The organism is Massiliimicrobium timonense, assembly GCF_042850985.1.
Lineage (GTDB): Bacteria > Bacillota_I > Bacilli_A > Erysipelotrichales > Coprobacillaceae > Allocoprobacillus.
The window spans coordinates 134598-148987 of record NZ_AP031415.1; the positions used below are offsets into that span (position 1 = coordinate 134598).

Below are 14390 nucleotides of genomic sequence, written 5' to 3' on the forward strand. Positions count from 1 at the left end.
TGTGAAAATGGCAAAAGTTAAAGTGACAGTTATTGATAAGAAATGTTATCCAGAATTACAGAAGAAATATTGTATGGATCCAGATGTAGGACTATGTCCAATGTTTGAAGTTGGACAAGAATTTATCATTGAAAAGGGAAATGGAAAAGATGATTTCTGGCATATGCTAGATGGCAAATTTTGTAGTGAAGCATGGGATTGTGTCAGTCGTTATATTTATGCTGGACTTCAGGGTGGTTCTATTATGAAAGATTGGATGAGACATGAAAACGAAATGATTGCCTGTTGTAATGATGGGACTAGACCAGTCATTTTTAAAATAGAAAGAATAGATGAATAAGCACTCTGTAGTGCTTATTTTCATAATATGAAAGGGTTTTTAACGATAAATATTTGGTATTTGATTTTGAAAGTATTATAATGATAGTAATAGAAAAGGAGGTTGGTTTATATGTTTAGTCTTTTTGATATTAATCATCATTTACAGAAATTGACTTTAAAAAGAATCAAGCAAATGTGTACTTCTAATAAAACTGACATTGATGATCAAAATCTCAAAGTCATTTTAAAAATTATTAAAGATAATCCACATGCTGTAATTGATGAAGATTATCATCCTTTGTTATTGGTAGAGATTAGTAAAGAAACCAACCTAGAGGTTTCTAACCGATTTAAACCAATATTAGAAAACTATATAATGCGTGAAATTAAGTAGGATATTAAGCTCAGAAATGAGCTTTTTTCTTTTGGCTTAAAAGCAATAATTCATTATATTATTTATTCTAAAGGTTTCTGGTAAAATTGTCCTTTAATATCTTTTGAACAAATAATGTTGATAAAAACAGAAGAATCAAGTTTTTTACATAGATGACTGACATGTCTAACTTCATCAGCACCTATGACAGTATATAAAATAGTTTTTTGTTCGTGTGAATAACATCCTTCTCCTTGAATTAATGTAACGCCATGATGTGTTTGTTCCATTAATTTTTGACTTAAAAGATTAGGCTTTTGTGTAATGATAATAAGAGTAATCTTATGATCCTTTTGGTGAAACTTTTCAATGATCTGAGTCGAAACAAATTGAAAAATAATAGAATACATTGCAGCTTCAAAGCCAAATAGAAATCCAGCAATAATCAATATCAGCATATTAAAAATAAAAATGAAATTCCATGATGGCTTTTTAAGTTTATATGATAGATAGATGGCTACAAAGTCTGTCCCACCACTAGAAGCACCACCATATAAAGCAATCACAATAGCGATACCATTCATAATACCTCCAAATACAGAGACAAGTAATGAATCATAAGTTATAGGTGTACTTGGAATTATATCAACAAGAAAAGAATTAAAAATGATCATTAAAATAGAATAGCCTGTGAATTTTTTACCTATAAAATAAAAGCCAATAAGAGCAGGAAATACATTTAAAGATATATTGATAATAAAGTAAGGAATATTAATTTCAAAGAATTGATAAAAGGTTCTTTGCAACAATAAGGATAATCCATTAAAACCGCTTGGAATGAGACCAACAGCATTGACAAAAGTTTTAATATTAAAAGACATTATAAGTGATGCAAACAAAACACATAGAAAACAAAAAAGATGTTTTTTTAGAAAGTTATACATTTTATTGATTTAAATATTTTTTAGGGATTGGACATACGTATTCTTGATTTTGAGTACGTTTTTTTTGTTCATGTTTTGCTTGCAAAATAATATTTGTGTCTTCAAATAAACGAATGCATGTTTGATAAAGTACTTCACTGGCATATAACATCCCCTTAATCGCATAACTAGATGTCCCTTGTGCGACTTGAATCCAAGAATGAGGTTGTGTTCCTAAACAAAAACAGGCGCAATGAAGTTGGATAAGAGGAACTATTTGACTCACATCACCCATGTCTGAAGAAGCAGTTTCAATAACATCTTGTGGAGAATAGGGAAGAATAAAGTCTCCGTATGGATGATCTTGACATAATTTTTGTCTGACATCTAATTGAAAAGCGGGGATTAATCCTAAATCTTGATACCAATCATCACCAATGATTTTACGATAATTATTAATATATTGTTTTTCTTCAGTGTTATATTGAGGTAAAGGAACCGTCTGCATAACATTATAAACAAGAGTTGCTAAAGTATCATTAGGAATAACATTGCTGACGGCTTTATCGAAAACAATATCAACAGTTGTATCAGTCATAAGAGCAGCACCCTTTGCAATATTTGAGACTCTTTCAAAAAGTTTTTGAACACTTTGATTATTTCGACTACGAATGAGATAGAGAACTTCAGCTTCTGATTGAACAACATTTGGAGATATTCCACCAGTATTTGTTATAGCGTAATGAATACGATCTGTCATCTCCATATGCTCTCTTAAATAATTAACTCCAATATCCATAAGTTCAACAGCATCTAGGGCACTTCTTCCTTTTTCAGGAGCTGCACCAGCATGACTACTTAATCCATGGAAACGAAAGTAATATTGACAATTAGCTAGCATGCTTCCCACCATAACAGTGTTCATAGTACTTGGATGCCATGTTAAAGCAACATCAATTTGATTAAAAACACCAGCTCCGGCTAAATAAGTTTTACCAGCTCCATTTTCTTCAGCTGGACAACCAAAAATAACGATTGATCCACAATCAGGATGAAGGTCAATATATTCTTTTATTAATAGAGCTGAGCCCACTATACCTGTTCCTATTAAATGATGCCCACAACCATGACCATTATGTGTTTCCTCTCTAGGACAATATTTTAAATAATCAGCTTTTTGACTTAGACCACTTAATGCATCGTATTCAGCCAATAAGCCAATAACTGGTTTTTGGTGACCATAAGTAGCTTTAAACGCAGTCGCTATACCAGCAATATTTTTCTCTATTTTAAAACCATATGAAGCTAAAGTTCTTGTCAATAATTTAACGGTCTGAAATTCCTGATAACCTATTTCAGAAAAAGACCAAATTTGAGAATTGATAGACTGTAATAAATGTTTATATTGGTGAATACTCATAGAATCAACCTCCTATATTAAAAAGAAATAAACAAGTAAAGGAATAGTAATAACGGAAAGCAATGTAGAAATAAAAATTGTTTGTACAGCTAATTGTTCATTTTGATGATAAGTTTTAGCATATAATGCTGCACTGTTTGCTACAGGCATAGCCAATATAATTAATGCAATACCTTTAACAATATTATTCTGAATGAATTGAAATAAAGGCATAAAACAAATTGGTAATATAAAGTTAATAAAGATACAAAATAGATAAACACGGCCTTCAAATAACATTTGTTTAAGATGATATTGTGACATAGTAAGACCAATTATGAACATGGATAATGGAGTTGTCATATTTCCAATATTTGTACAAAAGTTAGCAATAGGCGAAGGAATGGTAATTGAGAAGGCATATATGAATAAAGCTAATAAGGAGGAAATAATACCTGGAGTTATTATTTTTTGAAAAGAAAAATGAAATTCATGCTTATTTTGATAGTTCATCATAAATATACCAATAGAAAATAAAGAAATATTAAAACCGATATTAATAATAGCAGTATATAGTAAAGCACCTTGTCCATAAATAGATTGAATTAAAGGAAAACCCATAAAACCCACATTAGGGTAACTTATCATAAACATATGTAAGGATGCATCTTTTTGGATATGGAATACTTTGATGATAATATAGGCAATAATAGGTAATAGAATAACTAATAAAAAACTAGCATAGAGAATATCTAAAATAGGCAATTGATCAAAATGAGATGTTGTTACAGAAGATAAAATCAAAAAAGGCATAGTGATATTCAAAACAAATTTTGTTAAATCATTAGAAAAATGATGATGAAAAAGGTGGCATTTACCAATGACAAATCCTAAACAGATCATCATTAATAATTGAAGCAATTGTAAGCAAATGATAGTTATACTCATATACGTAACTCCCAATCAACATATTGAAGAATCAATGCCATAGCAACTTGAAACCCAATAGGAATACTGTTAATGTCAATCCATTCATGATAAGTATGAGCATCACCGCCAATAATTGTTCCTATCGTATTTGCACAAATACCATATGATAGTGGGATATTGGAATCAGTAGAATTTTCACATAAAATAATATTCTTTTTATAAAAATGTTGAATTATATTAAGATTTCTACTTGTAAATTTTCTCATTTTTTCTTGTGATAAAGGTCCATTACCAGGACGCTCTCCTAATACTTTGATTTGAATATCAATATGTTTATCATTTATATTATTAATGATTTTTTGAAACGATTGTTCCATAATATTTAGGCATTGTTGACTTGATGAACGAAATTCATATGTTACAGAGGCATGATTAGCAATAACATTAATAGCACTTCCACCTTCTATTTTTCCAAAATTAAAAGTTGTTTTTGCTTCAGTTGGTAAAGAAATTTGATTTAATTGTGTAATAATCTTTGCAATCCAGGCAATTGCGTTTTCTTGACCAAAATTAACATAAGAATGCCCTCCATGTGTTTTTACATCAATCTGATAACGTTTTGAGCCAACTGCACAATAAGTACATTCATTGAGATAGCCATCCAAAGAAATAAATTCCTTAATCTTTGAATGATATTTTTCTATAATCTGACGGCAACCCATAGAATTACCTAATCCTTCTTCTCCTGAATTGATGACAAATAAGATTTGATATTTTGGTTGAAGTCTCATCTTGATAATATATTGTATGGTCATTAACATATTGACCATATTAGCCGTATCATCTCCAATACCAGGAGCAAAAAGTTTGTTATCAACTTGTTTGACTTGAATATTCTGAATATCAGGAAAAGCAATATCATTATGAGCCATAATAATGATTAATGTTTCATTATTTTCCCCATTAATTGGACAAATAACATTATTAACATTATCCATATAAGCATTCGCACCTATTGATTGCAGCCAATTCAAGCAAAAAGTAGCACGTTTTTTTTCATGAAAAGTAGGTGAAGGAATTTCTGTCAGTGTTTTTAATAATTGAATATTCTCTTCAAGATGTTGTTGAACATATTTTATTTCATTATGTGTTAAATAATCCATAAGCGACTCCTTATTGAATTTCTGTTTTAGCTAATTGATCATACAATGCAATGTGATTTCTATGACAAAGTATATAAATAATCATAACGAAAGATAAAATAAAAACGAAAGTGTTTATATAAGGTGTTAATGAAATGGAAGAAAATAAAGAGATAAACTGAATGATTAAAGATGTAAGAGAAGTTAAGCAAACCATATATATACATTGTCTAATACATAATGATGAAAAAGATGAGTAACAAATTTTATATTTCATAATTTTCTTTCCGATCGTTTGTCCATGAAAGAAATATGGGATAACTAGAAAATATAGGATTAATGCAAATATACTTAATAAGAGTAAAATAGAAGATATAGGTTTAGAAAATAACGTGATATCTTGAGATATTTGATGAAATTGATAATAAGTAGTTAGAGAAATAGGAATTGTAGATAAAAGTGTACCTAAATATAAATCAATCATATAGGCAATAGCTCTTTTTATAAGTGATATATTATTCATTTTTTTATTCCTCCTGTGAAAAAAGGCATGCTTTTCATGCCTTTTGTTTTATTGTTTTGTGGCAAGCTGTTCATTATCGTATTCTTGTTTATCTTGCATTTTAAAGAATGGATAGTAGATAGCCATACTCACAAGAATAAGAACAATTTGTAAAACAGCACCTTGCCAACCACATAATAAGAATCCTGAAATAATAGGTGGAGTTGTCCATGGAACTTCGACACCAATACTTACTGGAACTAATCCAAAGAATGTGGCAGCATAAGTTACTATAGCAACAGCAATATTAGCAACAATAAATGGAATAGCCATAATTGGATTGAGAACAATTGGTAATCCAAAGACAATTGGCTCATTAATATTGAATAAAGCAGGGACAATAGATAATTTTCCTAATGCTTTATATTGAGATGATTTAGCTGTGAGAAGAATAATAATAGCTAAACCTAAAGTTGCAGCAGTTCCTCCGATTTTGACAAAGTTAGCAATAAATTGATAATTAACAATATTAGTAGCAGCTTGTCCTAGTTCAAGTGCAGCAGCATTTTCTGCAGAGAGTGATCTCCAAATTGGATTCATAACAGCAGAAACAATAGAAGAACCATGTAAACCAAAACACCATAAAATAGCTTCAATGAATAAAACAATACAAGTTGCAGGTAAAGTACTACCAAGAGATTGTAAAGGTTGTTGTAACATTGTAAAGATAAAGTTTTGTGCACTACCAAAATCAGTATTTACAAAAATTAAACGAATAATATTAAAGATAATAAAGATAAAAGCAACTGGAATTAAAGCTTCAAATGGCTTAGCTACGTTTTGTGGAACAGCATCAGGAAGTTTGATTGTCCATCCTCTCTTTAAGATAAAACGATATATTTCAACTGCTAAACAAGATGAAATAATAGCTAAAAACAAACCAGAAGCACCGAAATTATCAATTGGTAAACCTTTAGCATTGTCTGCATCTACAATCAAAGGAGTTAACATAAAATAAGAGACGAAAGCAACGATGATAGATTCACGACTTCCTATTTGATAGTGATTTGCTAAAGACTTAGCAATCCCTACGACAACATATAGTGACATGAGTCCATAACTGATACGATATGGAAACATAAAGATATCATTCCAATTTTCTCCTAATATACCTGCCATAAACTCTTCATAACCATTTATTGGAATGCTTGTAAGTAGTAGGAATATAGATCCTACAATAATAATTGGCATAACACCGAAAAAGCCTTCTTTAATAGCTGTCAAATATCTATTACTACTAATTTTCATAGCAATAGGGACAAGCTTTTCGTTCATTTTTTCAAACACATTATTCATTTTTTTACCCTCTTTCCTTAATCGAATTTTGTTTGACCATTTGTTTCAATGACTTTCTTATACCAATAAAAAGATTTCTTTAAGTAACGTTTTAATGTTCCTTTTCCTTCATCATCTTTATCAACATAAATAAAACCATAACGTTTTCTCATTTCACCTGTTCCTACTGAAACAATATCAATAGGTCCCCAACAAGTATATCCAATCACATCTACATCATCTTCTTCAATAGCCTTTTTCAAAGCTTCAATATGACTTGCTAAATATTCAATACGATAATCATCTTGAATAGAGCCATCTTCTTCAATATGATCAATAGCTCCTAAACCATTTTCAACAACGAATAAAGGTAATTGATAGCGATCATACAGCTCATTTAATGCAACTCTAAGTCCGGTTGGGTCGATTGGCCAATCCCAATCATTACGTTGAAGATATGGATTAGAACGTTCAACAATAAGTTCCTTACCATCAGGACTTGAAGCAATTGAAGAAAAATAATAACTAAAGGCAATAAAATCAACTTTTCCTTCCTTTAGGATTTCTTTATCTCCTTCTTCCATAGAAAGAGTTGCACCCATACGTTTTAATTGAGCTGTACATGTATTAGAATAATAGCCTTTACACATAACATCTCCATAATAGAAATTCGGCATCATATGATATCTTCTTGCAAGAATATCATTTGGATGACAAGTTTTTGGATATGTTGTTGGATATTGGAACATACATCCTACTTTTAAAGTGGGATCAATACGATGAGCCAATATAACTGCTTTTGCACTTGCTACCATCATATTGTGAGAAACAAGTACTTTTACATCAGCTGGATTTTCATTATCTTGATAAATAATACCTGCTTGATGATAAGGTTGTTTTTGATTCATAGTTTCATTGATTTCATTAAAAGTCATCCAATATTTGACTTTGTGATGATATCTACGGAAAATAACATCACAATAATGTTCAAAGAAATCAATCAACTTTCTATTTCTCCATGAACCATATTTCTGAACAAGATATAATGGTGTTTCATAATGAGAAATTGTGACGATAGGTTGAATACCATATTTAAGTAGTTCATCAAAAACTTGATCATAAAAAGCTAAACCTTTTTCGTTAGGTGTCTTTTCATCACCATGTGGGAAGATTCTTGGCCAATTAATTGACATACGAAAACATTTGAATCCCATTTTTGCAAATAAAGCAATATCTTCTTTATAATGATGATAGAAATCAACACCTTCATGACTTGGATAATAGCAATCCTCATGAACATAGCTATGGATTTCTCTTGGAACACCATGACGGGCTCCCATTTCCACATCAGCAATGCTTAAACCTTTTCCATCTTCTAAATAAGCACCTTCATACTGATTCGCTGCTGTGGCTCCTCCCCATAAGAAATTGTCTCTTATTTTCATAAAAAAACCTCCTTGTATGTTTAAATATACATGCAAAGAGGCTTGAAAAAAATATTTATTGAACAACATTTAACACTGTTAAAAAATTTGTCAAAAAATTGAAATAGAAAACTGAACAGTGTTATTTTTTATGAGTATTATCAATTAAGATAGGATTAGTAGAACTACGCTTATTTTCAAATTTGTGAGTAACATTCATTTTATATTCAAGATTGTCCATATAATTTAATGAAAAGTAAGTAGCGTATAAAATGTCTAAAAGAAAGAAAATTGATAAATTACTATTAAAATTTGCGATATTATGAGTTAATCGTTCTCTGGTAGAAATAAAGAGATTGATATCACTCATTTGACTTAATGTATTTTCTCCAAAAGATGTCATAGAAATAAAGGGAATCTTTTTTATAATACAGGTTTGGGCCATATCAATAATATTTCCTGTCTCACCAGAATATGAAATAAAGATCACACAATCACGATTGGTAATACAATTCATTTCATATCTTTGATAATTTAAATTGTTGGTGATATAAACATTTTTTCCTATTTTCATCATTTTTTCTTTAAACGATTCTGCAATATTAAGTGCGGTTCCAAAAGAGTAAATATGAATATTTTGAGCTTTGGATAATGTAAGGACAGCTTTTTGTAAGGAATCATGTTGTAATAAGGATAAAGTATCTTTAATAGTCTCTTCATATAGAGTTCCCATTTTATTAGCAATTATAAAAAAAGTATCATTTTCATGAAAAGGAATATTAGGATCAACGGTTCCAAACTGCTGATCAAGATATTGTATTTCTTTTAAATATGCACTTTTAAAATGATCAAATCCTTTAACACCAACTTTTTCACATAGATTTAAAACTGTTCCTGGGGAAGTATATGTTTCTCTTGCGATTTTTCTGGCTGAAATATCTTTGATATCTTCACCAAGATTAATAATATAATCAGCGATAATCATTTCACTTTTTGAAAAATTATCTTTTTGAATTAATTTATCAACTAAAAGCATAGCCTCACACTCCTTATATCATTATTGTAACATATTATTCTCAAAGAAATCATGTGATTTCAAGACTTATTATTTAGAGATATTTCAATTATTCATTTTGATAAGGAGAGATATCTTGTAAGTTATTCTTTTTTCTATTAAATAATAGATTTTATATAAATGGGGCTAAATATATGGGCATAAACTGTATACCATTTTCCTGTTTGTAGTCTTTTTGCGAAAAGATATAACAATTTTTTATATGTTTTGAATATTTTTTTTCAAATTCACATATAGAATCATGTTTACCCAAACCTGAAGATTTGACCTCAATAGCTGAAATTTTACTACCTTCAGAAATTAAAAAGTCTATCTCATAATAATGAGTGCTATTTTCTTTTTGCCATGTATGATAATATAATTCTCTATCTTTTGAAGCTAATAATTGTGCCATTAAGTTTTCATATAAATATCCTAAATTTGCTGGTAATTTATCAGAAAGAAGTTTAGCATATATTTCATTTTCTGTAATAGGTCGGTCTATAAACATAAGTGTTACGAATAATCCCGTATCAGATAAATAGAGTTTATAGCTATTTAAATCTTTCGTTGAAGTCAAACTCACTTTAGGATCGGTTGAATTGTAGCAGGGTAATACAGTTTTAGAATCAAATAAATCAAATAATAATTCTTCTTCTTTAATCGTCGTTCTCTTTTTTAGCGCAGTGGACATACGGTATTTCTTTTGATCTTTAGCTAATTGAGCGGGGATTGAATGATAAAGCGCAGATATTTTTCCTGATGGATCTATTTTTTTGAAATCTTCTTCATAAAGATGAATAATTTGACGCTTTACATTATCTATAGTGGAAAAATTATTCCCATTCACATATGCTTCAACAGCTTGAGGCATACCACCGACTGCCATATATATCCTAATATCTCTCATGAGTTTTCTATTCACTTCTTGACCAATTGCTCTTTTCATATCAAACAATTGCTTTATTAAATTATAATTATTTCCTGTGGCATTGCAGAATTCTTCATAATCCATAGGATAGACTTCAATTTTCATTTCTTCAGAAGGGATTAAGATATCTTTCACATTTTTTTTAATGGATATTAAAGAACCAGTTTCAATATAATGATATCGTCCATCTTTTACCAAGTGCTTAATTGCTTGTCTGGCTTTAGGAAATAACTGTACTTCATCAAAAATAATAACTGACTCATGTTCATATAAATTAATTCCAGTGATTGCCTGTAACCTTAAAAAAAACATATCCAAATTATTAATATCATCAAAGCAGGATAATATATCAGCTGAAGCAATTGAAAAATCTATCAAAATGTATGATTTATACTCATTTTCAGCAAATAATTTAGCTATTGTTGATTTTCCTACACGTCTTGCACCTTCTAACAAAACAGCATAGTTATCAGCATAATTTGATTTCCAATCTATTAATTTATCGTAAGCTTTTCTTTTGAAATACACTGCCATCACTCCTTTTTACATTTCTTCAATATTGTTTTGTTCTAAATCATACATTTCTTCAATATTATTTTATGCCAAATCATATATTTCTTCAATATTATTTTATGCCAAATCATACATTTCTTCAAAATTATAGGTTATGAGATTGGGTATTAATATGTAATGTATATTTTATATTATGATTGATGAGATTATAATTATTCATTAATATAGGATTTTGAGTTATATTTTATAATTGATTTCAACTCATATATCTATGTATAAAATGAATATATCGTTTACTCAAATACTCACTCATGATGTCGAGTAGAACCGTTTTATATTAATCATAACAATAATATTTGTTTATTATTGTAAAGCTACGAATATAGAATGCTTTTTAGAAAATCTTTCATAATTTTTTTCATTATTCTTCTTTTTTTTATGTATAGTGAAGATAGGAAAGGTGATATTATGAAAGTTTTATTATATTTTGAAAATCAGAATATGATTAGAAAATCTGGTATCGGAAGAGCACTTAAACATCAAATCATAGCATTGCAATCTCAAGGAATAGAATATACTTTAGATCCTCGAGAATCCTTTGATATTGCACATATCAACACAGTTGGACTTCAGAGTCAGTGGCTCATACATCGTTGTCATCAAATGCACAAAAAAGTCATTGTTCATGCGCATAGTACGGAAGAGGATTTTAAAAATTCATTTATTTTATCAAATCAGATGTCATCTCTATTTAGAAAACGATTAATGACAATCTATTCAAAAGCGGATTGTCTTATTACACCAACAGCATATTCAAAGAAACTTATTAGTCATTATGTCAATAAAGATATACCTATATATGCTATAAGTAATGGTGTTGATATTGAAGAATATAATGATAATGAAGAGAGAATTCAATTGTTTAAACAATATTTTCATCTTACTTCACAACAAAAAGTTATTATCTGTGTTGGCTTGTTTTTCCAAAGAAAAGGAATATTAGATTTTATTGAAATCGCTCAAAAACTTCCCCAATATACTTTTATATGGTTTGGAGATATCTCTTTATATACCATACCTCAACAAATTCGAAATGTGATTAAACATCATCCATCCAATGTGATTTTTCCTGGTTATATAACCGGTGATATTATTAAAGGTGCTTATTGTGGGGCAGATGCGTTTTTCTTCCCTAGTTATGAAGAAACAGAAGGAATAGTTGTTTTAGAAGCGTTGTCATCTTATCAACAGGTTATTTTGAGAGATATACCTGTTTATGAAGGTTGGCTTATACATGGAAAGAATTGTTATAAAGGAAAAGATAATGATGAGTTTATAGAATTGATACAAAATGTTGTGGAAAAGAAGCTTCCGTATTTAGGGAAAGAAGGGAGAAAAGTCGCTGAAGAACGTTCGCTTGAAAAAGTAGGAAAACAACTAAGAACAGTGTATCAGACACTCCTTTGATGTGCTTAGGCACATCTTTTTGATTAAGGGTTGCATTTTGGATTTTACCCATTGTACAATGGTTAGAAGAGGGAGGAAAACGATGAAAAATATAGATATGATTGTGATGGATATGGATGGGACATTGTTAACATCTCAACAAAAAATACTCCCATATACAAAAGAGATTTTAATGCACTTACAAAAACAAGGCGTAGCTCTTGTTTTAGCAAGTGGCAGAGATGTCAGTAGCTTAGAGTATTATGGAAAACAGTTAGATATGGATCAATATCCTCAAAGTGGTTATATTGTTTTAAACGGATTAGAAATTTATAATTCAAAAAAAGAATGTTTGCATCGAGAACAAAGACTAACAAAAGATGATTTAATGATTTTGAATGAAATAGCACAAACATCTTTCTTTGATATGATTATTTTCTTTGAAACATGTTTATATATTTTTGATTATGGGCATACAGGGATTATGGAAGAACATTTTATTGATAGAGAAAAACATATGGTTCATGATATTTATGAAATACCAGAACATCTTTTTTCTACAATAAAGAAAGTTGCATTTGTGCAAAGTGAAACAATGATGAGTGAAAAAATACCAATTCTTCAAAAACAGATGTCTTCACGTTTTAGTATATGTAGAGTAGAAAAAGATTGGGTAGAAATTAATCCAGTTCATGCTTCAAAAGGACAGGCTCTTTTGAAGTTAACACAAATTAAAAATATATCATTAGATAATGTTATTGCTTTTGGTAATGGTGAAAACGATATAGATATGTTAAAAATAGCGGGAACAGGTATAGCTATGGATAACTCTTTTGATACAGTAAAAGAAGTTGCAGATGCCATTTGTGCAGACAATGAACATGATGGAATTGGAAAATATTTAGAGGGAGAAATAAAATGTTAGATCAAGAGAATATTTGTTTATCAGTAGAAAAAAAACAAAGAGACTATAAGAGTGTTGCGCCTGAGATTGTGCAAACATCATCATTTCAATTTGATGATTTTCAACACTATGTTGATGTTAATATGAATAAGAAAAGTGCTTATACATATACAAGAGGAGAAAACCCAACATTAACAATTCTAGAAGAGAAACTAGCTCAATTAGAAAAAGGAGAATGTGCTAAAGTTTTTGCTTCAGGAATGGGAGCAATCAGTGCCACAATATTGAGCTTGATTCAACAAAAGGATCATATTATCATTGTGAATACTGTTTATGGATCAACTGTCAAATTCATTCAAAATCTTGAACGTTTTGGTGTTGAAAGTACAAAAATTGATGTATCTTCTACTGAAGATATATTTGCTTTTGTTAAGGAGAATACAAAAATGATTTATTTTGAAAGTCCTTCTTCTCAAAAGTTTGAAATGCTTGATTTAGAGATGATCAGTCAATTTGCGAAACAAAGAAATATTATCACAGTTATTGATAATACATGGGCAACACCATTATTTCAAAATCCTTTGGTGCATGGAATTGATATTGTTATACATTCTTGTTCAAAATATATTGGAGGACATAGTGATTTGGTTGGTGGCGTTGTCATTTCTAATCAAAAATATATACATGAAATCAATGAATTTGGTCAAATCTTTTTAGGAGCAACAATGTCCCCAATGAATGCCTGGTTAGCATTAAGAGGATTACGAACATTGCCTGTTCGTTTAAAATCTCAAGAACAAAGTGTTAAACAAGTGATACAATTTTTACAACAAAGTCTATATGTTAAAAAAATATATCATCCTATGGTTCATACATCTACTGATTTAACAGATAAGTATTTAAAGGGATATGGAAGTTTATTAAGTTTTGTATTAAAAGATGCAACCCCAGATGTTATTGAAAGATTTGTTGATTCTTTAAAACATTTTACTTTGGCCTATAGTTGGGGTGGCTTTGAAAGTTTAGTCATGCCTGTATGGAAAGGAAGCAACGAGGAAGAATTGAAAAAAAGAGGCTTAGATATTGGACATATCAGAATGTATATTGGATTAGAAGAAGTAGAACTTCTTATAGAAGATTTACAAAATGCTTTCAATCATGCCTACAAATAAATATCTTTGTTATATGATATA

General features: G+C 29.6%; 14 protein-coding genes. 5 read left to right on the forward strand and 9 right to left on the reverse strand.

All coding sequences use genetic code 11. The annotated features are described in order from the left end of the window. Window positions 1–7: 7 nt before the first annotated feature. Window positions 8–340, forward strand: coding sequence for a TIGR04076 family protein (locus tag ACGHJ8_RS00760; protein WP_087243629.1), 333 nt, complete (start codon window positions 8–10; stop codon window positions 338–340). Between the two features lie 111 nt (window positions 341–451). Next, window positions 452–715, forward strand: a complete 264-nt coding sequence (locus ACGHJ8_RS00765) for a hypothetical protein (protein WP_087243630.1) — start codon at window positions 452–454, stop codon at window positions 713–715. Window positions 716–777: 62 nt separating this feature from the next. Here the strand turns inward: ACGHJ8_RS00765 and ACGHJ8_RS00770 are convergent, their stop codons facing one another. The 9 genes from ACGHJ8_RS00770 to ACGHJ8_RS00810 form a co-directional block, all read right to left on the reverse strand. Continuing rightward, window positions 778–1638 (reverse strand): YitT family protein, encoded by an 861-nt coding sequence (locus ACGHJ8_RS00770; protein ID WP_087243631.1) that lies wholly within the window; start codon window positions 1636–1638, stop codon window positions 778–780. 1 nt (window position 1639) lies between these two features. Beyond that, window positions 1640–3037, reverse strand: a complete 1398-nt coding sequence (locus ACGHJ8_RS00775) for an amidohydrolase (RefSeq protein WP_390541125.1) — start codon at window positions 3035–3037, stop codon at window positions 1640–1642. 12 nt (window positions 3038–3049) lie between these two features. Continuing rightward, complete coding sequence (locus tag ACGHJ8_RS00780) at window positions 3050–3964, reverse strand: AEC family transporter (protein WP_087243633.1); 915 nt, start codon at window positions 3962–3964, stop codon at window positions 3050–3052. Beyond that, on the reverse strand, window positions 3961–5109 hold the full coding sequence (locus ACGHJ8_RS00785; RefSeq protein ID WP_087243634.1) for a M20/M25/M40 family metallo-hydrolase: 1149 nt from the start codon (window positions 5107–5109) through the stop codon (window positions 3961–3963). The genes ACGHJ8_RS00780 and ACGHJ8_RS00785 overlap by 4 nt, the downstream gene beginning before the upstream one ends. A gap of 10 nt (window positions 5110–5119) precedes the next feature. Continuing rightward, window positions 5120–5611 carry an RDD family protein gene (locus tag ACGHJ8_RS00790; RefSeq protein ID WP_087243635.1) on the reverse strand — a complete coding sequence of 164 codons (492 nt, stop codon included), beginning with the start codon at window positions 5609–5611 and terminating at the stop codon, window positions 5120–5122. Window positions 5612–5659: 48 nt separating this feature from the next. Continuing rightward, complete coding sequence (locus tag ACGHJ8_RS00795; RefSeq protein WP_390541129.1) at window positions 5660–6946, reverse strand: PTS sugar transporter subunit IIC; 1287 nt, start codon at window positions 6944–6946, stop codon at window positions 5660–5662. A 17-nt stretch (window positions 6947–6963) separates the two neighbouring features. Beyond that, a complete protein-coding gene (locus ACGHJ8_RS00800) occupies window positions 6964–8370 on the reverse strand; it encodes a 6-phospho-beta-glucosidase (RefSeq protein ID WP_390541131.1) in 1407 nt (468 codons plus the stop codon). A gap of 121 nt (window positions 8371–8491) precedes the next feature. Beyond that, window positions 8492–9385, reverse strand: coding sequence for a MurR/RpiR family transcriptional regulator (locus ACGHJ8_RS00805; protein WP_087243638.1), 894 nt, complete (start codon window positions 9383–9385; stop codon window positions 8492–8494). A 151-nt stretch (window positions 9386–9536) separates the two neighbouring features. Beyond that, the gene (locus ACGHJ8_RS00810; protein WP_087243639.1) at window positions 9537–10862 is read right to left on the reverse strand and encodes an ATP-binding protein; all 1326 of its coding nucleotides are present in this window, start codon (window positions 10860–10862) and stop codon (window positions 9537–9539) included. A gap of 453 nt (window positions 10863–11315) precedes the next feature. Here ACGHJ8_RS00810 and ACGHJ8_RS00815 point away from each other — a divergent pair, with 453 nt between their 5' ends. The 3 genes from ACGHJ8_RS00815 (at window position 11316) to ACGHJ8_RS00825 (ending at window position 14369) form a co-directional block, all read left to right on the forward strand. Next, window positions 11316–12314: a glycosyltransferase family 4 protein gene (locus ACGHJ8_RS00815; protein ID WP_390541135.1), complete on the forward strand. Its 999-nt coding sequence runs from the start codon at window positions 11316–11318 to the stop codon at window positions 12312–12314. Between the two features lie 82 nt (window positions 12315–12396). After that, a complete protein-coding gene (locus ACGHJ8_RS00820) occupies window positions 12397–13218 on the forward strand; it encodes a Cof-type HAD-IIB family hydrolase (protein WP_390541137.1) in 822 nt (273 codons plus the stop codon). Further along, a complete protein-coding gene (locus ACGHJ8_RS00825; RefSeq protein ID WP_390541139.1) occupies window positions 13212–14369 on the forward strand; it encodes a trans-sulfuration enzyme family protein in 1158 nt (385 codons plus the stop codon). The genes ACGHJ8_RS00820 and ACGHJ8_RS00825 overlap by 7 nt, the downstream gene beginning before the upstream one ends. The last annotated feature ends 21 nt before the right edge of the window (window positions 14370–14390 follow it).

What these genes read in the sequence shown, in the direction of transcription:
- ACGHJ8_RS00795 (WP_390541129.1), bottom strand. Translation starts at nt 6,946, where the DNA reads ATGAATAATGTGTTTGAAAAAATGAACGAAAAGCTTGTCCCTATTGCT.
- ACGHJ8_RS00780 (WP_087243633.1), bottom strand. Translation starts at nt 3,964, where the DNA reads ATGAGTATAACTATCATTTGCTTACAATTGCTTCAATTATTAATGATG.
- ACGHJ8_RS00805 (WP_087243638.1), bottom strand. Translation starts at nt 9,385, where the DNA reads ATGCTTTTAGTTGATAAATTAATTCAAAAAGATAATTTTTCAAAAAGT.
- ACGHJ8_RS00800 (WP_390541131.1), bottom strand. Translation starts at nt 8,370, where the DNA reads ATGAAAATAAGAGACAATTTCTTATGGGGAGGAGCCACAGCAGCGAAT.
- ACGHJ8_RS00825 (WP_390541139.1), top strand. Translation starts at nt 13,212, where the DNA reads ATGTTAGATCAAGAGAATATTTGTTTATCAGTAGAAAAAAAACAAAGA.
- ACGHJ8_RS00815 (WP_390541135.1), top strand. Translation starts at nt 11,316, where the DNA reads ATGAAAGTTTTATTATATTTTGAAAATCAGAATATGATTAGAAAATCT.
- ACGHJ8_RS00770 (WP_087243631.1), bottom strand. Translation starts at nt 1,638, where the DNA reads ATGTATAACTTTCTAAAAAAACATCTTTTTTGTTTTCTATGTGTTTTG.
- ACGHJ8_RS00785 (WP_087243634.1), bottom strand. Translation starts at nt 5,109, where the DNA reads ATGGATTATTTAACACATAATGAAATAAAATATGTTCAACAACATCTT.
- ACGHJ8_RS00790 (WP_087243635.1), bottom strand. Translation starts at nt 5,611, where the DNA reads ATGAATAATATATCACTTATAAAAAGAGCTATTGCCTATATGATTGAT.
- ACGHJ8_RS00775 (WP_390541125.1), bottom strand. Translation starts at nt 3,037, where the DNA reads ATGAGTATTCACCAATATAAACATTTATTACAGTCTATCAATTCTCAA.
- ACGHJ8_RS00760 (WP_087243629.1), top strand. Translation starts at nt 8, where the DNA reads ATGGCAAAAGTTAAAGTGACAGTTATTGATAAGAAATGTTATCCAGAA.
- ACGHJ8_RS00820 (WP_390541137.1), top strand. Translation starts at nt 12,397, where the DNA reads ATGAAAAATATAGATATGATTGTGATGGATATGGATGGGACATTGTTA.
- ACGHJ8_RS00765 (WP_087243630.1), top strand. Translation starts at nt 452, where the DNA reads ATGTTTAGTCTTTTTGATATTAATCATCATTTACAGAAATTGACTTTA.